This is a genomic window from Fluctibacter halophilus (assembly GCF_020687825.1).
In the GTDB taxonomy this organism is placed as follows: domain Bacteria; phylum Pseudomonadota; class Gammaproteobacteria; order Enterobacterales; family Alteromonadaceae; genus Fluctibacter; species Fluctibacter halophilus.
Genome location: NZ_JAJEWP010000001.1, coordinates 433,430 through 456,793, shown reverse-complemented (window position 1 = coordinate 456,793; position 23,364 = coordinate 433,430). Strand labels below are relative to the sequence as shown.

The 23,364-nt window shown below is 54.2% G+C and carries 18 protein-coding genes; 10 read left to right on the top strand and 8 right to left on the bottom strand.

What is annotated here, in order from left to right:
- Positions 1 to 55 precede the first annotated feature (55 nt).
- Positions 56 to 448: a potassium channel family protein gene (locus LJ739_RS02135; protein ID WP_229156954.1), complete on the top strand. Its 393-nt coding sequence runs from the start codon at positions 56 to 58 to the stop codon at positions 446 to 448.
- A 95-nt stretch (positions 449 to 543) separates the two neighbouring features.
- On the opposite strand, the gene LJ739_RS02130 is transcribed toward LJ739_RS02135, so the two are convergent.
- Genes LJ739_RS02130 through LJ739_RS02120 form a run of 3 tightly spaced genes read right to left on the bottom strand, consistent with a single transcriptional unit; the run spans position 544 to position 3,110 of the window.
- Positions 544 to 1,098 (bottom strand): DUF4136 domain-containing protein, encoded by a 555-nt coding sequence (locus tag LJ739_RS02130; RefSeq protein ID WP_229156953.1) that lies wholly within the window; start codon positions 1,096 to 1,098, stop codon positions 544 to 546.
- Between the two features lie 26 nt (positions 1,099 to 1,124).
- A complete protein-coding gene (locus LJ739_RS02125; RefSeq protein ID WP_229156952.1) occupies positions 1,125 to 1,622 on the bottom strand; it encodes a DUF6436 domain-containing protein in 498 nt (165 codons plus the stop codon).
- Positions 1,623 to 1,634: 12 nt separating this feature from the next.
- The gene (locus LJ739_RS02120; protein ID WP_229156951.1) at positions 1,635 to 3,110 is read right to left on the bottom strand and encodes a methyl-accepting chemotaxis protein; all 1,476 of its coding nucleotides are present in this window, start codon (positions 3,108 to 3,110) and stop codon (positions 1,635 to 1,637) included.
- Positions 3,111 to 3,345: 235 nt separating this feature from the next.
- Here LJ739_RS02120 and LJ739_RS02115 point away from each other — a divergent pair, with 235 nt between their 5' ends.
- The 5 genes from LJ739_RS02115 (at position 3,346) to LJ739_RS02095 (ending at position 10,869) form a co-directional block, all read left to right on the top strand.
- On the top strand, positions 3,346 to 5,571 hold the full coding sequence (locus LJ739_RS02115) for a winged helix-turn-helix domain-containing protein (RefSeq protein WP_229156950.1): 2,226 nt from the start codon (positions 3,346 to 3,348) through the stop codon (positions 5,569 to 5,571).
- 114 nt (positions 5,572 to 5,685) lie between these two features.
- Entirely contained in the window at positions 5,686 to 7,098 is a 1,413-nt protein-coding gene (gene ccoG / locus LJ739_RS02110; protein WP_229156949.1) for a cytochrome c oxidase accessory protein CcoG, read from the top strand.
- A gap of 35 nt (positions 7,099 to 7,133) precedes the next feature.
- Complete coding sequence (locus LJ739_RS02105; RefSeq protein ID WP_229156948.1) at positions 7,134 to 7,982, top strand: SDR family NAD(P)-dependent oxidoreductase; 849 nt, start codon at positions 7,134 to 7,136, stop codon at positions 7,980 to 7,982.
- Between the two features lie 101 nt (positions 7,983 to 8,083).
- Positions 8,084 to 9,049: a DUF5700 domain-containing putative Zn-dependent protease gene (locus LJ739_RS02100; protein WP_229156947.1), complete on the top strand. Its 966-nt coding sequence runs from the start codon at positions 8,084 to 8,086 to the stop codon at positions 9,047 to 9,049.
- Positions 9,050 to 9,177: 128 nt separating this feature from the next.
- Complete coding sequence (locus tag LJ739_RS02095) at positions 9,178 to 10,869, top strand: PAS domain-containing sensor histidine kinase (RefSeq protein WP_229156946.1); 1,692 nt, start codon at positions 9,178 to 9,180, stop codon at positions 10,867 to 10,869.
- Here the strand turns inward: LJ739_RS02095 and LJ739_RS02090 are convergent.
- The 5 genes from LJ739_RS02090 to LJ739_RS02070 form a co-directional block, all read right to left on the bottom strand.
- Positions 10,866 to 11,405, bottom strand: a complete 540-nt coding sequence (locus LJ739_RS02090; RefSeq protein WP_229156945.1) for a manganese efflux pump MntP — start codon at positions 11,403 to 11,405, stop codon at positions 10,866 to 10,868. The two genes, LJ739_RS02095 and LJ739_RS02090, sit on opposite strands and share 4 nt — an antisense overlap.
- Before the next feature lie 70 nt (positions 11,406 to 11,475).
- A complete protein-coding gene (locus LJ739_RS02085; RefSeq protein WP_229156944.1) occupies positions 11,476 to 14,598 on the bottom strand; it encodes an efflux RND transporter permease subunit in 3,123 nt (1,040 codons plus the stop codon).
- The gene (locus LJ739_RS02080) at positions 14,598 to 16,106 is read right to left on the bottom strand and encodes an efflux RND transporter periplasmic adaptor subunit (RefSeq protein WP_229156943.1); all 1,509 of its coding nucleotides are present in this window, start codon (positions 16,104 to 16,106) and stop codon (positions 14,598 to 14,600) included. The genes LJ739_RS02085 and LJ739_RS02080 overlap by 1 nt, the downstream gene beginning before the upstream one ends.
- Positions 16,103 to 17,401, bottom strand: a complete 1,299-nt coding sequence (locus tag LJ739_RS02075) for a TolC family protein (protein ID WP_229156942.1) — start codon at positions 17,399 to 17,401, stop codon at positions 16,103 to 16,105. Before LJ739_RS02075 ends, LJ739_RS02080 begins: the two co-directional genes overlap by 4 nt.
- Before the next feature lie 106 nt (positions 17,402 to 17,507).
- Positions 17,508 to 17,918, bottom strand: coding sequence for a hypothetical protein (locus tag LJ739_RS02070; protein WP_229156941.1), 411 nt, complete (start codon positions 17,916 to 17,918; stop codon positions 17,508 to 17,510).
- A 155-nt stretch (positions 17,919 to 18,073) separates the two neighbouring features.
- Here LJ739_RS02070 and LJ739_RS02065 point away from each other — a divergent pair, with 155 nt between their 5' ends.
- The 4 genes from LJ739_RS02065 to LJ739_RS02050 all read left to right on the top strand — a co-directional run bounded on the left by LJ739_RS02065 (position 18,074) and on the right by LJ739_RS02050 (position 23,347).
- Positions 18,074 to 18,427, top strand: a complete 354-nt coding sequence (locus LJ739_RS02065; RefSeq protein ID WP_229156940.1) for a hypothetical protein — start codon at positions 18,074 to 18,076, stop codon at positions 18,425 to 18,427.
- A gap of 86 nt (positions 18,428 to 18,513) precedes the next feature.
- Positions 18,514 to 19,116 (top strand): hypothetical protein, encoded by a 603-nt coding sequence (locus LJ739_RS02060; RefSeq protein WP_229156939.1) that lies wholly within the window; start codon positions 18,514 to 18,516, stop codon positions 19,114 to 19,116.
- The gene (locus LJ739_RS02055) at positions 19,113 to 20,228 is read left to right on the top strand and encodes an efflux RND transporter periplasmic adaptor subunit (protein ID WP_229156938.1); all 1,116 of its coding nucleotides are present in this window, start codon (positions 19,113 to 19,115) and stop codon (positions 20,226 to 20,228) included. The genes LJ739_RS02060 and LJ739_RS02055 overlap by 4 nt, the downstream gene beginning before the upstream one ends.
- A gap of 11 nt (positions 20,229 to 20,239) precedes the next feature.
- On the top strand, positions 20,240 to 23,347 hold the full coding sequence (locus LJ739_RS02050) for an efflux RND transporter permease subunit (protein WP_229156937.1): 3,108 nt from the start codon (positions 20,240 to 20,242) through the stop codon (positions 23,345 to 23,347).
- Positions 23,348 to 23,364: the final 17 nt, after the last annotated feature.

Here is a 23,364-nt window from a genome sequence, read left to right as displayed (position 1 = left end):
CTGAAACAGCAGGGACAATGCCTTGTCCCTGCCATTTTCTAATCTGGAGTCCCTCGTGAACCTGGACTTTGTTACAACTTTCCTGAAAATTTTCACCACCGGTCTGTGGCTAACCATGCCATTGTGGTTACCGATGATCCTGATCATCCTGGCCATGGGCGTGTGGATTGCCACCCGTGAAAATTGGCGTATCAGTGACGGCCTTTATTTCGCCATGATAACCGCGACAACCGTCGGCTACGGTGACATGCGTCCACACAAGAAGATGTGCAAGCTGATTGCAATCCTCATTGCTCTGCAAGGATTGCTGCTGACGGGTATCGTCGTGGCTATCGGCCTGCGCGCTGCCACCATCAGCTTCGAACAACATAACGATATTGCGGCCATTCAATGCCGTCTTAATCCTGAACGGTGCACTGACGGTCATTCTGAGATACAGCATGAGTGAGGTTATTGACCTGCGTTTTGAACAGGAACGCAAGAGACTCAGGACACAAAAAAAGCGGTGCATAAATGCACCGCTTTTTTGTTACGTTTAAAACGCTATTGGCTATCAGGTAAGCCAGTAATGATAGAAGATACCGCATCAGAGATTGTTTGTTTTCTACGCTCTTCACTGGGTTTACTGAAAAAGCGCTGTTTCGCCCATCCGTGCCATAAAGGCAGACCTCGTTTCGCACTGAAAATATCAACGATCAGCCCACCTTCAATATAGTCATCCGCATTAACGACCAACGCACGCGGGGGCATAGCAAATCGACGGTTCAAATACACCTCATAAATATCACTTCGCTGTTCGGCACTTACTGCAAACCCGATTAACAAGTCAGCTTCAGTTGCGTCGACCTTGGTAAATCCTTTCACAGAGAGCGCTGAGATGAGTGCCTCACGAATTTCAGCATCAATGGCATGGACGTTCATTTCAGGAAACTCGGGGTTTGAACGCAGCAATGTTTCCTCGTCGATAAAGGCATAGGTTTTCGACGCTGCAATCTCGCTCTGTGCAGCCCCACTCGACCTGACCGTAGGGGTAGAAGAACACCCCCCCATCAACCCGCTCAGCATAGCTAGCACCAAAAAAACGACTGGGTATTTCATGTTGGACTCCTCAATTGGTTAGTGTGTTACAAGGTTTTGGGTTCATTCGGGCAATAGCAGCCGTCCTGAACGTCATTAATGATTTGGTTGTTCAACAGCTGATTACTGTCAATCAGGCGCTCTACAACACTGCCGGTTACGCCACATAATGCGCCCTGAGAAAACGGTCCTGCATAGTGAATTTGTTCACTGTCCAAATTCGCCACAATCAACGCGGGTACCGACGGAATGATGGCGGGTGGTCGATGAACAACCCGCACAGGACCGAAACGCTCGAGCTTTTTTACAACCTCAACGATGTGCTGTTCAGCGAGGGATTGACACAGGCAACCAGGTTTCAAAAACACCCAGGTCGCTACGCCACCTTCGGGCTTGAATGGGCGCAACTGCTGCAGTAACTCCCTGTGGATATCAGGGCTCAACCATCGTCCCTTGGCATCAAACCAAACGGTTTGTGGCCATAAGGTGACGACAAAGGTCGACATCAGCACCCCCAACCACAGGATTGTCAGCAAAACCTTCATTTCGCCCTGTCCCTAAGCGGTGATAAACGTTTCAGAGAGACTCGCCAACTCGGCAGCCACGCGGCTCAATTTACTGCTTTCTCCTCGCGTGTCCTCGCCGGTTTGTCGTTGTTTCTCTGCCATACTGGTCAGGGTATTGGCCGCAACAGACAACGCTCGGCTTACTTGAGACTGCTCCTCAAATGCCGTGGCAATACTGGCCGCGCGGGTCTCGATCTGGCTGAATCGTGTTGCGATTTCATTGAATGATGCATCCACTTGTCGGGCGTGGGACGATACCTGCTCCGAGAGTTCACCACAGCGACCCAACGCCGCATTTGCGATCTCGCTGTTGTTGCCAACCGTGTCGATGATAGAACGGATTTCTTCCGTCGAAGACTGGGTGCGTACGGATAACGCCCTGACTTCATCGGCCACCACAGCAAACCCTCTACCGTGTTCACCGGCGCGCGCTGCTTCAATGGCTGCATTGAGCGCCAACAAGTTGGTTTGTTCGGAAATGGATTCGATCATTTGCAGCGCGGATGAGATTTTTTCCGTCGACACGACCAGATCGCTTACAGCCCCTTTTGCCGCCTCCACGCTTTGCCCCAACTCAATTGACGCCTGTTGATTGTCAGCAATGATCGACTGGCCACCGGCAACGAGCGCGTTGGCGTCCGCAATGTCTTCAGCATTGGCTGAGGTGTTTTTATTCACATCTTCGATGGATTTACTGAATTGTTCCGATGCAACGGCGATGTGCTGAATTCGTTCCATCACCTCACCAATGACAGACATCAGATTGTTCATCAAATCATCGATGCGATTGGAACTGTTCAGGGTTGAACTACTGACCGATTTCATGGCATTGGCTGCATGGCAAATGCGCTCGATACTGCCATTAAAAGAGGACAGGATTGGATGTTTGTCGTCTTTGCAGGCCACGGTTAAATCGAGTTTATCCCCTAAATCAATGTTGCCTGTTGCGTCCATTAACCAGTCGTTGACTCGCTGCTGTTGACGCATGCGCACACTGATAAACATCAGAAAAGCCGCCTCGAAAACAACAAAGAGGGCGTGGATCATCAAGACTTGTATGCTTAGGTGACCATCCTCAAACACCCAGACGTTTAAATCTGCCCGTTGCATCAGGAAGAAGATGACATGGTGTGTGGCTATCGTGACGGCTGCGGTCAGAATGACATAGGCCTGACGAAATACGATGAGGAAACTCATCAGAACAAAGATTTCAAAGTGAAATTCCGTGAGACCAAAAGCCATATTGATGTGCAACGCTGCGTAGAGCATCAGCGTGGCTGCGCACAAATGCTTTGCAACAACTCCGGACAACACCCCGAATGCACACAGTCCGGTTGCCAACATTAAAAGTATGCTCATACCCACAGGCTGCAACCATTGTCCGTTGACCATTGCTAGAATCATCGATTCAATGGTTAAGAGTACACTCACCACAAATACCAGTTTGAACGCATTAGAATCTGTCATTACTGTGCTCGCTATCAAAAATGAACTTGCGCACATTTTGACCAATGCGGTTGCAGTAAACCTTTTTGAAACCTTCCGTAAAGCTTCCTGGCGGTTAACACCATGATTCTTATTCATTTTGATTGGTGCTATGCTTGCTTTTGACTATAAAAAAGATTGCCACCATTAAGGCGACGCAACACGCCAGGCCACTGCGACATCAATCAATACAACGCCACCGCTTGTGGTGGTAAACATGGGTAAACACATGTCTGGTGACGATTATTTACTGAATGGAAATGTCGAGGTGCACCTGGATCAGTTGACCGTCATGGTTGCTGGCCAGGAAGAAAAGCTCGAAGCAAAGACCATTGAAGTACTGGCTTATTTTATTGAGCATCCGAACACAGTGCTCAGTGCCAACCAGATCATTGATGCGGTATGGCGTGGTGCCATTGTCAGTGACAACGTCGTTCACAAGCGCATTGCGATTTTGCGAAAAGCCTTTGGTGACGATTCCCGCCAGCCCAGCTTCATCCAAACTGTGCCTAAGAAGGGCTACCGTTTTATTGCAGACATTCAGCCACTTAAAACTGACAACGTTGCCGAAAAAGCCGGACCCGCCACCACACAGCATGTAACACCTCCGCCGGTTGCAGATAGCGTCAGCAAAAAACCAACCCAAGGACTTTATGCCGGATTATTGGCGGTCCTCGGTTTGGTGCTGATATTGGTTTGGTTGAATACCCGTGATCAGGTGCCTCAAAAACACTTCCTGATTGCACTGGAAACGGACAATCAGGTGCAGGATGTCAGTATCATCGAAACACAAATGATGCTTAAATCGGCGATAGCTCAGCTCCCCCGCGTTACCACAACCAGCACCAACGACCCTTCTATCGCCTCCTTGGACAATACACCTGAACTTGCGGCGCTGGGTATCACACATATTTTGAACACCGACTTTACCTATAACGATGCAGAAATAACCATTGATGTTACGTTTCGCGATATCGAAGGTGCCGCTGCAACATTGCAGTTGTCAGTGCCACAAAAACAACGTTCGCAGGCTGAAATGGTTCACCAGATTGCCCAGCGAATTGCAGATTACCTGAATATTGACACGCCCGCGGAAAGCGCGCCAATCGATAACAACGACAACAACCTGGCAATACTCCGCGCTCGACTGACACTGAAACACAACCGGGTTGAAGCATTTCCGCAAACGATCGCGACGCTGGAGTCGCAACTAAAACTGCATCCTGACGACCTCGCCACCATGGATGTACTCAGTGAACTCTATCTGGCCTACAGCGTTTCCAAATTGACCGTCAGTAATACTTACGATGAAAAAGCCCAGCACTTGTCAGACCGGATGATTGACGCATACCCGACGGCTTACCAGGGGTATCGTCAGCGCGCAAAACTGTATATACACCGTGGCGACCATCAAGCGGCCATGCAGGCTTTGTCACAGGCCATCGAACGAACAGAGGGGGATTATCAGGTACTCTATCCCGATATGACGAACACGTCCTACCGACTGGGAAATTTAGTCCAGGCGCTGGAATACGCGCGCAGAGCCTATGTCTATGATCCGCTAAGTTACAGCGCGCTGAGCAAATACATCACCTTGTTGAGTGACAATGGAAAATTTTCCCAGGCGGAAGCCATACTCAACGATCAGCTTGCTCTCAGTCCGACCTCCTCGTTATTGAAGTTCCTCAAGTCGCAGTTATATTTTGAGTTTGGTCAGCCTCATCAGGCGCTGTCATTATTAGCGAGCGTTCCGGACAATCAACCCAGAGACACAATACGCATCGATATCAGACGCGCCTTGGTAGAATGCAAATGGAGCGCGGGAGAGCAAGGATTGCTAAGACTGAAAAGCATGCCTCTTCCTGTACAAAACGACATCTTCCATATTGCGGCAACCAATTATTGCTTGTCGACCGTTGATCCTTTTGCGCCACTGCTGACCCATACGGAAAAAGGGTTTATTAAAGCGGCTGAGTCGACCATCAAAGGCAGCCAAGCGTACAATATTGTTACCGCATGGCGTGCCCTGGCGTTGTTCTTTGATGGCGATTACGCTCAAGCATCAGACATTCTGCTTTCATTGGGGCTTGATGACCAAAACATCCGCATGCGCCCTACTCATGATGTTCGTTTCGCTGCATATGCACTATTGGCCCTTAAAAAACATCAGCACCCAACGAGCCACGACTACGCTGCCCGTACCCTTGCCAAGGTTGAACACCTGATCAGAGAGCATGCTTCGGGTCCGGATTTTCACCTTGCTGCAACGGAATACTTTATTGTCAGTGGCGATTGGAACAAAGCCGAGAATCAATTCCGCCAGGCCATACTCAACGGTCTGAACTGGATGACATGGGAAACCAATTCCCCTGTTCTTTCCCAACCTGACGTCAAAGCACGTCTTCAGCGTTTTTTGGAAGATATTGACGTAATTAGATTGTAAACACACCGATCACAGCGTTACGACAGATTTACGGAATAGTTAGAGAAGAACCTCAGGACACACAAGGTCTAGGCTAAGCCCATTCATGTTTAAACGATTGGCTTAGGAGGCTGTATGGCCGAACATATCCCCATCAAAATAGTGTCTGTCGATTCGCCCTTTAACAAGGCCCCTTTGCAGGCCGATAAACTGTATGTGCGTTCAGCAAAGGGACCGATTGAACGGCGGCGCAGCCTGTCATACATTGTATTGTTTTTACTGTTTGCCCTGTTGCCCTGGCTATCCGTAGAGGGTCGCCAGGCCATTTTGCTGGATTTTTCTGCCCAGCGTTTCCATGTTTTTCAGTGGACGTTGTGGCCACAGGATCTCACATTGATGGCCTGGGTATTTATCATCGCTGCCTTTGGATTGTTTTTCGTTACATCCATTGCAGGCCGAGTTTGGTGCGGTTTTACCTGCCCACAAACAGCATGGACCTGGCTGTTTAATCTCATCGAGCGAGTGACCGAAGGAGACCGTAACCGCCGCATCGCTCGCGACAAAGCACCTTGGCACTATCAAAATCTGTCACGTCGCTTACTGAAACATGTATGCTGGATTGGCGTATCTCTGTTTACCGCACTCACCTTTGTAGGTTACTTCACACCAATAGATCAGCTTTTTAGTCATGTTGCTAACGGCAGCACGCCTTTCTGGCCGGGCTTCTGGATTGGGTTATTCGCCCTTTGCACTTACCTGAATGCAGGCTGGATGAAACACCTCATGTGTACACACATGTGCCCTTATTCACGTTTTCAATCCGCCATGTTCGACAAAGATACACTAACAGTAACCTATGACGCAGGTCGCGGCGAAGGCAGAGGACCTCGCAGTAAAAAAATGTCGTCCGAGACCAGAGCTGCAAAGGGTCTTGGGGATTGCATTGATTGCCAGTTGTGCGTCCAGGTCTGCCCGACCGGTATCGACATTCGCAATGGCCTACAGTACGAATGCATCAATTGCGGTGCCTGCGTAGACGCCTGCAACAATGTCATGGATAAAATGGGCTATTCGAAAGGTCTGATTCGCTTCTCTTCCGGTTCCCGTTTAAACGGTGACAGGGTAAATCTGTGGCGCCCGAAGGTCATCGGCTATGCAATGGTCCTCCTGACAATGATAGGACTGTTCGTTGCTGATGCGATGACCCGCCTGCCCTTTGAAGCGTCGGTACTGCGCGACCGCAACCAGCTGTCTCGCTACAGTGTCGATGGCAAAGTTGAAAACATTTATACCGTAAAAATCAGCAACAAATCAGGCACGGCGCAACTGTTTCACGTCCACATCGAGGGGATTGAGCAGGCAACGCTCAGTGTTGCCAACGCCATCACTGTACAACCAGACCAAACCTATTTACTGCCTCTGAGTGTAAGTGTCCCGCCAAACGTGCTGACTGACAACATTACGCCGATCACATTTGTGATTGATGACATTGAACAACAAGATGCATCAGCCACGTTGCGGATCCCCTCAAAATTTATTGTTTTTTAAGACACCAAGTTTCCAAGCCACTAAGGAGTATCGCTATGGATCACCAACGTTCTATTAAAGCGCTGTCAGACATTGTGCCGTTCAGACGGGTTTTTATTACCGGTGGTGCCAGTGGATTAGGCCTCACGCTGGCCAACTGTTTCGCTGCACAGGGGTGGCATATTGGCCTGTATGATTTTCAATCGGATGCATTGACATCGGCGAAACGGCAGTTGTCCTTGGGTAAAGGCCGAGTCTGCTGCTATGAGGGTGATGTTCGGGAACCTGCCAGTCTGACTGCAGCAGTTAACGACTTCGCCAAACACGGTCTTGGGATCATGATCAATAATGCAGGGGTAGCCGCCGGTGGCGGTTTCCTGGAACGCAGCAATGAAGACTGGCACTGGACCTTCGACATCAACCTGATGGGAACAGTAAATGGTTGCAGAGCTGCGCTGCCACACCTGCAGACCCACGGAGGGCTGCTGCACAATGTTGCCAGTGCCGCAGGCTTCATGGCATCTCCTCTGATGTCGAGCTACAACGCCTCAAAAGCTGCGGTGTTGTCGCTATCCGAATCCTTGATTGCAGAATACTCGGACGTACCCAAAATCGGCATATCGGTATCAATGCCAGCATTTTTCAAGACAGAATTACTTCAACGGTTGCGAGCCAGTGAACAAGAGCACAACGTCGCGCGATTGCTGATGGAGCATTCGGGATACACAGTGGAGGACGCGGCGAAAGATATTCTTGCCGGACTCGCCCGGCAACAAACCTATATTCTTGCCCCCCGTCGGCTTTCCACGTTGTGGCGCTGGAAACGATGGTTTCCCCAACATTATTTGCAGCAGTTTCCCCGACTCAGACGAAAACGCATTGCAGCATTGACGTCTAAATACTGATTTGGGCTCCATGACAGTGGCAAACAGCTTCGCCCATAATAGACAGAGAGAGGTTCGTCGTGTTCCTAATCACTAAACCAAGCAAAAGCAGGAGAACCTTTATGCTCAGGTTCAACATCATTTTGGTGGCGGCACTGTTGCTAGGGGTCTTTCAGTCGACCTATGCCAATGAACAAGGTATTTTTGATTTCTCTCACGTAAAACGGGCGCTGCAGTATTTCCAGCAGCCAACATCAGCCAACTTGCAACGGGTCGCCCAATCACCGGCAAACCAGCACTTGCTGGCACACGCCTATCGCACGGGTTATTACCCGTCAGAAACGACGCCGCTGTCCCTGTCTGAACAGTTGTTGGCAAAGACGCCGACCCAGGAACAAGTTGACGGGGTGAATGGATTGATGGTGTCCATGGCTGCCAACAAACACGCCCAGCAGCACTGTGTCTCCGAAGCCTTGGCCTTTGCTCCACAAGGCAGTGAAATAAAGGGCAATGTATTTATGACCTGGGGATACGACATCGGTGTCGCCATGGACAACAACGCTTCCCTCAACCTTGCCCACCCCCGATTTTTAGAAAAGTCCTTTGAAGTCTGGTACTACTGCATCCATGAAGCCCATCACACCCTTGTCATGCAGCACTTCCCGATGCCCGTACTGGCCGACATTCGCAACACGCAACAATTGCGCTTGCTGGTGCAATACCTGACGTTTCTGGAAGGCAGTGCCGTATACGCGGCTTATCGTGCCCGCCAGCAAGCAGGCCATTTATCCGACGACCCTGATTATCTGGCCCTTGATGATCCCGACAGGCTACAGGCCATGATAGTGGCATATTTTACTGTTTTTGAACGTATCAAAGACTTAAAACAACGCCCGCTGACCGACGCCGACTGGGCGCTGCTGGACAACCTGTCTGACGGTGATCGTTTGTGGTACCGGGTCGGCGCACACATGGCCAGAACCATTGACCAGCAGCTGGGGCGTCAAGAATACCAACGGGTGTTGCGCCAGGGCGACGATGCTTTTTTCAGCGCTTACGAAAAGGTTTCAAATGACTCACCGCACTGAGTTATCCCCTTGGCCCACCTGCGCAGCTTTCGATAGCGTCGCAAAATCAGCTTGTGGTAGGGTAAGTTTCAGAAATGAAACATTTTTCGCTATAGTAATTTCGACAACAACATTACGCGGTTGATGGTATGGCATTTGATCCCACCGACAAAACCGTCATGGATGACGCCTTTTACAGAGAAATGGTCGACAGCGCCCACGACGGTATGTTGCTCATGGAAGACAATGTGTTTATCGGTTGCAACCAGGCTGCCTGCGATCTGTACGGATTATCCCGCGAAGAATTGATTGGCACACACCCTGGCGCCGTATCCCCCGAATTCCAACCCGACGGCCAACGTTCCGAAGACAAAGCCAATCAGCTGATCGGTGCTGCTGTGGCCGGGGAGCCACAGAAGTTTCTGTGGGAACACATTCGCGCCGGTCACGGTCCCTTCACCGCCGAAGTCACCTTGAACCCGGCCCGTACGGTAGTGGTTCCCGGGCAGGGTAATAAACAACGCTTCGTGGCCGTATTCCGCGATGTGACCGTCGAACAAAATGCCGACAATGCACTGAAGGAAAGTGAGCTGCGCTTCCGGCAACTGTTTGATCAGGCACCGGTCGCCTTAACCCTGACCAAAGGCAATGACATCACGGCGGTCAATCAGGCCTGGCTGGACATGTTTGGCTATCAGCATGACGAGGCACGCACCCTCGACGACTGGGTTCGTCTGGCATATGAAGACTCGCGGGAGGCGATAGAAAACAAAGCCGCCTGGATAAACAGTGTCAGTGAAATGGAGAATTCAGGGCAGTCGGTCGCCCCCAGACAGCGCAGAATACGCTGCAAAGATGGGTCCTATCGCGACGTCATTATCAGCGGTGCCCAGGTTGGCGATGAACTGATGGTCAGCCTGTACGACATCACCGAACAGATTGAGGCGCAGGCGTCCCTGGCGCGCCTGAATCAGGAACTCGAACACCGGGTAGAAACCCGTACTCAGGAACTTAATGCCGCGGTAGAGCACCTCAAGCGCACCCAAAACGATTTGGTGCAATCGGAAAAACTGGCCAGCCTTGGCGCGTTGGTGGCGGGCGTATCCCATGAATTGAACACCCCCATCGGCAACGCCGTCACCGTCAGCAGTAGTCTCAAGCAACGGGTTGGTGATTTTGAAGCCAACATGCAGGCAGGACTGACCCGCTCCATGCTGGCCCAGTTTATCGACCACTTAAAAGAATCCGCCCATTTAATGGAACTTAACCTGCAGCGCGCATCAGAACTGATTGGCGGCTTCAAACAACTGGCGGTGGATCAATGCAGTTATCACCGCCGCCAGTTTGCCCTGGCAGAGGTGCTGCAGGAGTTTTCGCTGTCGATATCTCCAACCCTGAAAAAAAGCCAGGTCTCCCTGACTGAGGAGGTCGAGGGTGACATCACCCTTAACAGCTACCCGGGCCCGTTGACCCAAATATTACTCAACGTGGTCAATAATGCGGTGATGCATGCGTTTGAGCATTGCAATGACCGTCAGGTGCACATTCATGCCGGTCAGCAATCGGATCAGGTGACGATCACCGTTTCGGATAACGGCAGTGGCATTCCCCGCGAACACCTGCCGCGGCTATACGACCCGTTTTTTACCACCAAACTGGGTAAAGGCGGCTCAGGTCTGGGCCTGCACATTGTTTACAGTCTTGTCAAAGATGTGCTGGGCGGCACGGTGAGTATCACCAACGGCAAAACCAGTGGGACTGTGGTGACCCTGAAACTGCCGGTCGATGCCCCGGCGGAAGGGACCTCACAGGCCTTGCACAGCTCCGATCCGACGGCTTAAATGACAACCATCTTGATGCCAATCAGGATCAGTACCACGCCACCAAGCAATTCTGCTTTGCTTTCCAACCAGGCACCACTGCGGCGCCCCACAAACACCCCTGCGTAGCTAAACACCAGGGTCGTCAGGCCGATGATGGCACAGGAAAGCAGCGGAGCCACCGGCAGTAACGTCAGAGTAAAGCCCGCCGCCATCGCATCGACACTGGTGGCAATCGCCAGGATCAGCAGCACCTTATGGGTAATTTGCGCAATGTCCTCCTCGATGCCCTCACTGAGGGCTTCGTAGATCATCTTGACCCCAATGAGCAGCAATAAACCAAACGCTACCCAGGGCGCATAAGCACCGATCCAGCCCAACAGTCCTTTGCCACCGGCATAACCGAGCAGCGGCATCAGGCCCTGAAACACCCCAAAATAAACCGCACACAGCACTGCCAGTCGCGTCACCTGTCGTGGGTGCTTGGTCCCCAGCCCAATCGACACGGCAAACGCATCCATACTCAGCGCCAGGGCCAGAACAACAACATCAAACACCTGCACTCTCCTGCATAAAACGCCCGCACAATGGGATTGTGCGGGCGAAATGATCTAACAAAAACACAGTTTACCGATCTAACCCACGAGCACGCCACAGTAAATAGATGGTTGGCAATACAATCAGGGTTAACAGCAATGCACTGGTCATGCCGCCCACCATGGGTGCGGCGATGCGGCTCATCACTTCAGCCCCGGTTCCCGAACCATACAATACCGGCATTAACCCGATAATGATGGTAGCCACTGTCATCATCACCGGCCGAACACGCATGCCCGCCCCGATCAGTACCGCGTCGATGACATCGGCACGGGTGGGTGACGCTCGCTCCCCTTCACAGCGCTGCAGCATGTCGGCATAAGCCTGATTGAGATACACCAGCATGATCACACCGATTTCTACCGCCACCCCGGCCAGGGCGATAAAGCCTACCCCCACTGCGACCGAAAAGTTGAACTGCTCGAGGTACATCAGCCACAATCCACCGATCATCGCCATCGGTAAGGTAACGATAATGATCGCAACTTCCTGTAGCGAACGGAAATTCAAGTACAGCAGCACCACGATGATCGCCAGGGTCAGTGGCAGCACGTAACTGAGCTTGTTTTTAGCCCGCTCCATGTATTCGTATTGTCCCGCCCAGGTCAGAGAATAACCCGGCGGCAAATCGACAGACTCAGTCACCACCGCTTTGGCGTTGTCCACGTAAGAACCCACATCCACTCCCTCGATATCGATGTAGGTCCAGCCATTGATACGGGCGTTCTCACTTTTGATCCCCGGCGGCCCATCCTGCACATACACATGGGCCACATCACCCAATGCGATACGCTGCCCACCTGGGGTCACGATGGGCAGTCGGGCCAATTGTTCGGGTGAGTCACGGTAGTCCTGTGGATAGCGCACATTGACCGGGTAGCGCTCCTGCCCTTCCACCGTCTGGGTGACATTCATCCCCCCGATGGCCGTGGCGACGACTTGCTGAACGTCAGCGATGTTCAGGCCAAAGCGGCTGGCCTGATCACGGCGAATATCCACCTTGATGTAACGCCCACCGGCGACACGTTCGGAATACACCGACGCGGTGCCTTCCACTTCAGCCAACACCGATTCAAGCTGTTGACCAATACGCTGAATTTCGGCTAAATCCGGGCCAGCCACCTTGATCCCCACCGGGGTTTTGATGCCGGTGGCCAACATATCGATACGGGTTTTGATCGGCATCACCCAGGCATTGGTCAGGCCGGGCAGTTTTACCAGCCCATCCAACTCCGCTTTGAGGCTGTCAGTGGTCACCCCTTGGCGCCACTCGGACTTGGGCTTGAGCTGAATAAAGGTCTCAATCATGGTCAGGGGCGCCGGGTCGGTAGCGGTCTCTGCCCGCCCGACTTTACCGAACACGTTTTCTACTTCCGGTATCGTGCGGATCAGTTTATCGGTTTGCTGCAGCAACTCGCGCGCTTTACCGATAGAAATGCCCGGATAGGTGGTGGGCATGTACATCAGATCGCCCTCGTCCAGATCGGGCATAAATTCACTGCCCAGTTTATCCAGCGGATAAAAGCCCACGGCAGTGACCACCAACGCGCCCAATACGGTGAGTTTCGGATACGCCAGCACACGTCGTAAGACCGGCATGTAGATGGCGATCAACAAACGGTTGAGGGGATTTTTCTGCTCCGAAATCACCTTGCCGCGAATGAAATACCCCATCAGCACCGGTACCAACGTCACCGCCAACCCCGCCGATGCGGCCATCGCGTAGGTCTTGGTGTACGCCAACGGTGAAAACATCCGCCCTTCCTGGGCCTCGAGGATGAACACCGGCATGAACGACACGGTGATGATCAACAGACTGAAAAACAGCGCAGGCCCCACTTCTGAGGCCGCTTTAGCGACAATTTCCCAGCGGTTCTCATCGGTCAGCGGGGTCTTTTCCATGTGTTTGTGCAGGTTTTCAATCATCACGATGGCACCGTCGGTCATCGCGCCAATTGCAATGGCAATGCCCCCCAGCGACATGATGTTGGCGTTGATCCCCTGCAGGTACATGATGATAAACGCCACCAGGATCCCCAGCGGCAAGGTCACTACCGCCACCACCGATGAACGTAGGTGGAACAAAAACGCCACACACACCAGCGCCACCACCGCAAGCTCTTCGAGTAACTTGCCCCACAAGTTGTCCACTGCCCGCTCAATCAACTGGGAACGGTCATATACCGGTACAATCTCAACACCGTCGGGCAAAGAAGGCTTGAGGCTTTCCAGCTTGGCTTTGACCCCATTGATGGTGTCACGGGCGTTTTCGCCGTAGCGCATCACCACCACGCCACCGACCACTTCACCTTCGCCGTTGAGCTCGGCAATGCCACGGCGCATTTGCGGCCCCACGTTGACCGTGGCCACATCGCCAATGGTCAATGGCGTGCCCTGGGCGTTGAGTCCCAGCGGGATGGCGTTAATGTCATCTACCGAGCGAATGTAGCCGGTTGCCGTGACCATGTACTCGGCTTCGGCCATCTCGACCACCGATGCACCGGTTTCCTGATTGCCCCGTTGCAGCGCGATTTGCACCAACGACAGGGGAATGCCAAACGCCCGCAGTTTGTCCGGGTCGACCTGCACCTGGTATTGCTTGACCATGCCGCCTACTGCGGCGACTTCCGACACACCGGGCACGGTCTGTAACTCAAACTTGAGGAACCAGTCCTGAAAGCTGCGCAACTGGCTGATGTCATGCTGGCCGGTTTTGTCCTGCAGGGCGTAAATATACACCCAGCCCACGCCGGTGGCGTCCGGGCCCAGTTGCGGTTTTGCCGCGTCCGGCAGGCTGCCGGCGGCCTGATTCAGATACTCCAGTACCCGGCTGCGGGCCCAGTACAGATCCGTATCATCATCAAAGATGACGTACACGTACGAGTCACCGAAAAACGAGAATCCACGCACGGTGCGCGCACCGGGCACCGACAACATGGCGGTGGTCAGCGGAAAGGTTACCTGATCCTGCACCACCTGGGGCGCCTGGCCGGGATAGCTGGTTTTGACGATAACCTGCACATCGGACAAATCCGGAATCGCATCCACCGGGGTGTTTTTCAGCGCAAACACGCCGCCAAACGCCAGTATTCCGGTCACCAGCAAAACAAAGAAGCGGTTGTGCACCGACCAATGAATGAGCCGTTCAATCATCACAGCTCTCCCTGCGCGGTGTGGTCATGGCCTTCATCGTCCGCCGGCGCGAGGACCCCATGGGGGGTGATAACCGAAATCATAAACTCGTCACCCACGGTAAAGGTGAAGGTGACCGACATGCCTGCGGCCAGTGAGTCCAAATCAATATGACGATCGGCAACAAAATCCATTGTGGCCGGTGGGCGACCCCACTTCTCAATCCCGTCGCGGCTGATGTTGATCATCCGGGTGTCAGCATCAATGCGGTTAATGACCCCTTCCACCGTCGCGGTGTTGTCATCGTTCTGCTCATCCCGCGGCGCCATGCGCAGAAAATCAGACGTTTTGCTGGACTCCGAGTCGATCAGGAATTGCGCAGAGGTTACCACCGTGTCCGAGGGCAACAAGCCGTTCAGGATCTCTACGCCGTTTGCGGTCACCCGTCCCAGTGTGACCGCCACCGATTTAAACGCACCATCGCCCAATGCCACAACGACCCGATCCTGTGATCCGGTGCGGATCACCGCCTCACGGGGCACCACCAGCGCACTGTCACTGCGCTCACCGTGCAGGGCAATTTGCGCGAACATGTTGGGTTTTAGGGTATGATCGGCGTTGTCAAAGGACATACGCACCCGCAACGTACGGGTTTTGTCATCGAGGGCGGGATACACATAGTCCACAGCCCCCTGCCATACTCGCCCGGGCAGATAATCGAGGGTCATGGACACCGGCTGACCGGCCTGCACTTGTGCCACATCCCGTTCAAACACCTCTGCTTCGACCCAGATCGGATCGAGTTTTGCGATACTCATCAAGGTGGTGCCTGGCTTGACATAGAAGCCTTCGCGGATCTGCAGATTGTCCACCACCCCGGATTGAAGGGCATAGAAAGTCACCGTTTGACGCACCACCCTGTCACGGCTCAGACGGTTGATAAAATCCTGTGACAATTGCAACGCCGACAAACGGGCTTTGGCCGCGGTGATCAAAGATTGATTGCCGCGATTGAGCGCAATCACCAACTCTTCCTGGGCATTGACCAGGGTCGGTGAATACAGGGAGTACAAGGGCTCTCCCTGGCTGACCGGATCACCTGCTGCTTTGACATACAGCGTCTCCACCCAGCCATCAACACGGGGGTGAATATGCACCAGGTTGTTTTCATCATATTGCACATAACCCACGGTATTGATGTCAGTTTGCAGAGGTCTAACCGACACCGGCGCCGTTCTGACGCCCAGGTTGTTTACCACTTTGGGATCAATCGCCACCGTTCCGGCAGCGGCTTTGGCAGCGGAGCCGGTTTCTTCATACACCGGGATCAGATCCATCCCCATCGGCGATTTACCCGGCTTGTCCCGGCGGTAGTTCGGGTCCATGGGTGCTACCCAATACAGCGGCGCATCACTGCCACTGTCGGTCTCTCCCCCGGATTGCGATGCGGGCGCTAGCCAGGCCGTAACGCCGGCGCCCACAGCAGCGCCTGCCACTAACATCAGCAGCGATTTGGTCAAGGTGTTCATGAGGGATCTCCTGTGTGGCCTGTCAGGCTCTGGGAATGAGGAAAAAGCAGGTACATCAGTCGGGCCATGGCTTTACGTTCATCCACAGCAATCTGCAGCGCCGCCACTTTGGTGTTCAGTTCAGCGATGCGGGCCCGCACCACTTCGGCAAAATCGCCATCGTCATTGGTGTAAGCGGTCAACGCAGCTTCGGCCTGTTCGTGAACCTGAACGATCAGTTGTTGAGCGTACAGTTGCCGCCGTTGTTGCAGGGACGCCAATTGGCGTTGCTCTTTTTGCACCGCACTGAGCAACTGGCGCAACAGCAGGCGTTTGTCGGTTTTGACCGCTTCGGCGCTGGCCACCGACGCCGCCAATTGCGGGTCCTGTCGATTATCGGTGAACAGTGGCACATCAAAGGTCACTCCGACGGAGAAAAAGTCTGCGCGCTGCATACCTTGCGGTGAATCATCACGCACAGCGTAGCTGGCGTTTACCCCCCATTGTGGCTTGAATTGCTGACGTGCCAGATCGATGTCGGTCTGGGCAACCTGATGGCGCACATCAATGGCCAGTACACTGGGGTGCTGTTGCAACTGCGCCAATACCCTGTCGGTTGACATCGACATCCAATCACTGGCTGCGGCCTTGGTGGTGGGCAGCGTCGCATCAACGCGCTCAACAGGATTGGGTAACCATTCGGTCAACTGGGCCAGCACCGTTTCCAGACGCTGTCGCTGCACAGTCAGCCGATCCTGCAGTTGCAACAACTCAAGCTGCGCGCGAATGATGTCCTGCTGGCGGGCTTTTCCGCTGGCACTGGCATAACTGGCCCTGGACACATCCACCAGTTGTTCAAACAGGGTCTTGTCCTGTTCAATCAAATTCAACGTTTGTTGCGCAGCGTAGGCATCCAACCAAAGCTGGGATACCGTGGCGCGCACCTTGGCGCGCCGATCATCACGCATAAGTGGAAATCGCTGCGCATCGGTGGTCAGACGTTGCTGCTGCAATGCCCGGGAGTCGCCACGAGGCAACATCTGACTGACACCGACTTTAAGCTGGGTCATGGCTTCCTGATCAAAATCAAACGAGTCCGTGGGCAGATTCATCACGCTGACCGCCACGGTCGGATCCGGCAAACTACCGGCCGCTATCGCGCGGGACTCAATGGCCGATTGTTGCAACACATTGCCCTGTAGCCAGACATCATTTTCCTGCGCCAGACGCACCGCGTCCGGCAATGACAAAGCAGATTGGGCATTCACGCCGAGGGCAAAGGTCGCCCCGATAACACTTAAAAAACAACGAAACATGGTTGTCTCCAGACACACTGGAATAAACACAGAGCGGCATAGGCAGCTCACAAAGGAACAGCGGGGTTCCTAACAGTGCCGGTTAAACAGACGCACTGATCCTGTGTCAGGCAACAATGGGTGGACGATAGAGAGAGGTTTGCAGGGCGCCGGTATACGCGACCCACAGGTTTTCAAAGCGCTCGGGATAGAGTTTGTTAACGCCCACAAAGGTCGCAAAGATTGCAACGCCGTGGGACGAGCAGGCACTGTCCAGACAGTGGCACTGGGTATCACAACAACCGCCGCAGTCATGGGACATGCTGTTGTCGTGTTGCATCCTGTCATGGTCCATCTGGGCCATATCAGCATGCCCGGCATGCATCATGCTGTCATCGTGATTATCCGGGCTTTGTGCGCTCTGCACCTGCGTTGAGGTCATCGGCATATCGCATTCACCGGCCACAGACCAGCCAACCTGCCCAACCAGGGAAAGCAGCAAAATCACCAGCGTTAGTCGATGAAACAGTGTACGCACAAACATTTACCACGGTCTATGAATCGCACAGATAGTACTGCGCGCAAATGGTGCTGTAAAGTCAAAAGCGCCAGCGCACCATCGGCGACATGGCAATTGTCACAGCAAAACAACAGTGCTATTGTGCAGCCGTTAATCGAAAATGATGGTCACAAATGTCCAAATTCCTGTCGGTTCTGGTGTTGCTGGTATGCGTCGCGTTCAATGCGCTTGATGCAACGGCGTCTCATGGCCAGCACCACAGTAATGGCAACGACATCCACGGTTATTTTCACCATATCGGCCAACCCCATAGTCACGACGCAGAGGACGAGCAACAATTCTCCGTCGACTACTCCCAGGCCGCGTTCGAACACAGCGATCCCCATGCCGAGGTTGGCATGGTTGCACTGATCACAGAGATTTCCGGCGTTGCCCAGCAGGGTCCTGCGTTGTTTGACGGTCCGATGGTCGTGCCGAATTGGGATCCGCCGTATCTCGAAGACATCCCCCCGCCACCAAAAGCGTAACTCCACATTCTGTCTGACGGCCTGTCACCGCCCCTATGGTCGGTAACCGGTGTTTTATTGTGGTTTACACATTTGGAAGCTTTTACATGTTACTTGGCTCTTTCCTTGATAAAGGACACCTTTGCGGCGTACGTTTTTTACGTTCGCTGACACTTTTCATCGCCCTGACAACAGGTGCCAACGCCTCTCCCGGAGCCCATGGGCCCAACGGTGAGCACCTTGATACAGCCCCTCAGCGCAGCGCGCTGGCAACCCCGCACTTTGAAACCTTTTCCGAAACCTTTGAAGTGTTCGGCAAGCGATCAGAAGACCGCTGGCAGGTCTATGTCCATGACTACGCCACCAATACACCGGTTCGCGGCCTGACGGTGACACTGGAGACCGGTGCCTTTGCCGTCGATGCCGCATACAACCCGCTGTCAGGCAGCTACGAAGTGACAGCGCCTGATGTACTGCAACACCTGCAACAACCCGGACAGCATGACATCGTACTCACTTTGTTGGGGGAGAACAGTGGGGATTTACTGTCTGCCACATTGGACATTCCAACACCGGCGACTGAGCACCACCATGATGACCATGCGCATCTGCCCCGCTGGGCAAAATGGTTAATGGTGATTGTCGCGCTGATGTTGGCGTTGTTGGCAGGCTTCTGGTTAGGCAAACGTCAGGGGGAGGCAAACCGATGAAACGTCTTTCATTCCTGTTGCTGTTATCCATTGCCAGCGCAAACGCCCTTGCATCTCCGGGTGCACATGGTCCCAACGGTGAGCATTTAAGTGATCAACCCCGTCACAACAGTCAGGGGCTCGGACGCCAGGCTGACGGTGCCGTGGTTTTACCGATGGCGGATCAGGCGGTACTGAATATTCGCACCCAGTTTGTACGCCCTACCCGAACCCACAAGACCGCCACCTTGCCGGGTGTTGTCCATCCCCACCCAGCCGGTCATGCAGTCGTTCAGTCAAGCAGCGACGGTCGCTATGAAGCCCCTTCACAAGGGGTGCTGTCCACCGGTGCCACGGTCAATGCCGGACAGGTACTGGGTTATGTGCGCTATCAGGACACCGCCTATGAACTGGCCAGCCAAACCAGTGAACTGTTGGTGGTGCGCAACGACATCACCCAAACCCGTCGGGATCTTGAACGGCTGAAATCCCTTGGCGAACTGGCCTCCAAACAGACCGTAGAGCAATTGGAGACCCGCCTGAAAAGTCTCACCGAACAGGAAGCGGCGCTGCAACAGAGCCTGGAAACGCCACAAACACTGGTAGCGCCCATCGACGGCATCGTGATCAATCACGATGTTCGCAACGGGCAATGGGTCGAAACCGGCCACACGCTGTTTGAAATTCTGGCCCCTGACCTGCGTCAGATTGATGCCGTGGTACAGGGCTCCGAGGGGCTTGATGCATTTGCCACTGCAACCCTCAAAGAAGTGCCCGGCACACGCCTCACCTACATGGGTTACTCGCCCCGCCTGAACGCCGGCATGGTGTCGCTGCATTTTGCTTACGATGGCGCACAACCTTCGGCCCCTGCCCTGCTGGTCGATCAACCGGTGACGGTCGTGGCATCCCTCGATGAGGAAATTGAGGGCCTGGTGCTACCCGCTCGGGCGGTGGTCACCAACAGTGCCGGTGTGCCAGTGGTGTGGATCAAAGTGTCGGCACAGCGGTTTATTCCGCAAATGATCCGCTACAACACCCTGGATGCAGGCCGGGTTTTAATCACCCATGGCCTCGGCGCAGACAACCGCGTGGTGGTTGACGGTGCAGATCTGCTCAACCAGATCCGCTAAGGGGGTATCGTATGTTTAATCTGCTCGTACGTAGCTCCCTGCGTTACCGTGCTTTTGTGGTGTTCGCAGGTCTGATCCTGATGACCTATGGCCTTTGGCAAGGTCGGGCCTTGCCGGTGGATGTGTTTCCAAACCTGAACAAACCGGTAGTGACGGTATTGACCGAATCCGGCGGGATGGCCCCTCAGGAAGTGGAGCAACTGGTGACCTTTCCGCTGGAAAACATGCTCAACGGCGTGACCGGCGTCAGCCGGGTGAGAACCACTTCCGGTATCGGATTGTCGATCGCCTATGTGGAATTCGACTGGGACACGGACATTCACCTGAGCCGTCAATGGGTCGCTGAACGTCTGGCCCAGGCGGATGCACAGTTGCCTGATGGCATTACACCAGTGATGGGGCCGGTGTCCTCCATCATGGGCGAAATTATGCTGATTGCCCTGCCCCTGTCCGATGCTCAGCAAACCGATCCGATGGCGGCGCGGGAATATGCCGACTTCGTGCTGCGCCCGAGGCTGCTGTCGATTCCGGGTATTTCACAGGTGATCCCCATCGGCGGTGATGTGCGCCAGATACGGGTAGCACCGGACACCCACAAAATGCGCGCACTGGGCATTACCCTGCCCGCCATCCGTGACGCACTGGGTGATGTCGCAACCAACAAAGGGGGCGGTTTTGTCGACCTGAATGGCCGGGAGTACCTGATCCGCCATCGTGGTCGCACACTGGATTTGGACCATTTTCGCACCCTCCCGGTGGGTTGGCAGAACGGTCAGGCCGTGTATCTGCAACAGGTTGCGGATATCGACATCGCCGCGGCGGTAAAACGGGGCGATGGCGGTTACAACGGTAAACCGGCCGTGATCATCAATGTGCAGAAACAGCCTGGCGCGGATACGGTGGCGTTAACCGAATCCATCGAACGGGCACTGGACGAGCTGACCACTGGTTTGCCCGAGGGCATTGCCGCCCCGCAAGTCCTGTTCCGTCAGGCCGATTTCATCCAGGCGTCCGTCGACAATGTCACCGAAGCCCTGCGTGACGGTGCCATTCTGGTCGTGGTGATTTTGTTCCTGTTTCTGATGTCGGTGCGTACCACAGTGATCTCGCTGATGGCCATACCGATGTCACTGGCGGTGACAGTGCTGGTGTTCCACTGGCTGGGGCAGTCTATCAATGTCATGACCCTGGGTGGCCTGGCCATTGCCATCGGCGAACTGGTAGACGACTCCCTGGTCGATGTGGAAAACATCCTGCGCCGGCTCAAGCAAAACGCTCGCCAGGCCAGTCCTGCATCAACCTTCGAGGTGATCTGGAAAGCCAGTCTGGAAGTCCGCTCGGGGATCATCTATGCCACGGCAATTGTGGTATTGGTGTTTGTGCCGTTGTTTGCCCTGCCCGGTATCGAAGGGCGTTTGTTTGGGCCTCTGGGGGAGGCCTACATCATCGCCATATTAGCCTCCTTACTGGTCTCCATGACCCTGACCCCGGCACTGTGTTACTACCTGTTACCGGGCATGAAGCGTTTGCACCAGCAAGACGGTGCGCTGGTGCGCTTTTTTAAACGTGTACAGGCAAGCTGGTTAGACTGGGCACTGCCACGAAGCCGCTCGCTGCTGGCCACCAGTGCGTTACTTGCTTTGGTCAGTGCCGGTTCAGTGGCGTGGTTTCCGCGCGCCTTTCTGCCTGCTTTCAATGAAGGTTCATTGGTGCTTGGCATGATTTTCGAGCCCGGAACCTCATTACAGACGTCAAATCAAATGGGTCACCTGGCAGAGTCTCTGCTGCTGTCAGTACCCGAGGTAACGGGCGTAGGACGACGGACCGGACGGGCCGAACTGGATGAACACGCCGAAGGGGTGCACTCGTCAGAAATCGACGTCGACCTGGTGCCCTCACAGCGTACCAGAGACGAGGTGCTGGCTGATATTCGCGACAAACTCGCCGTTGTTCCGGCCCAGATCGCCATTGGCCAGCCCATTTCCCACCGCTTGGATCACTTGCTGTCCGGTGTGCGGGCCCAATTGGCGGTCAAAGTGTTTGGTGAGGATCTGGATCAACTTCGCACCGATGCCGCAACCGTTCGTGATGCGCTGCAAGGGCTGCCCGGCCTGGTGGACATTAACGTTGAGAAGCAGGTGTTGATCCCACAACTGAGTGTCCATCTCAGGTACGATCAACTGCCCCGCTATGGCCTGACACCGGGCAGTGCTTTACGACAACTGGCCATTCTGACCGACGGTGAGCATGTGGTGGACATTATCGATGGCGTTAAGCGCTATGCGCTGGTGCTGCGTGCGGCGGACGCCTCCCGTACCCCCGAAGCCCTTGCCGCTACCCTGATAGATACCCCTGCCGGTGCCATTCCGGTGGCCAGTATTGCTGAGATAGAACTGAGCGACGGCCCCAACCAAATCCTGCGTGAAAACGGCCAGCGTCGTATCGTGGTGTATGCCAACAGTGACGGGGCGGATGTGGATCAGTTGCTTGATGCGGTGCGTCAGAGTGTCGCTTCACTGCGGTTGTCGGATGGCAGCTTTGTCAGTATCGAAGGTCAGTTTCTGGCCCAGGAGCAGGCCATGCAATTACTGGTGCTGTTATCTCTGATGTCCTTTGCCCTGATCTTCCTCGTTCTGTACATGCGCTACCGCTCGTGGGTATTTGCCAGCCTGATCATGGCCAGTTTGCCTATGGCCCTGATCGGCGCGGTCGCCGCCATGTGGCTGACCAGCACCCCGTTGTCGGTCGCGTCGGTGGTCGGCTTTATCACCCTGACCGGCATCGCTTCACGTAACGGCATATTAAAAATCAGTCACTACCTGAACCTGGTGCGCTTTGAGGGCGAAACCTTTGGCTCAGGCCTGATCATCCGAGGCGCACAGGAGCGACTCGCGCCGGTGTTAATGACCTCAATGGTCACCGCGTTTGCACTGGTGCCGCTACTGTTGGCCGCCGATGAACCGGGTAAGGAAATACTGCACCCGGTGGCGGTGGTGATTTTCTCAGGACTGATGAGTTCAACACTGCTCGATACCCTGCTGACACCGTTGCTGTATCAGCGGTTTGGCAAAAAAGCCACGCAAGCCTGGCAACAACAGCAGGAAAATACCCTAGTATAAGGTTTGTGCTGCGGCAC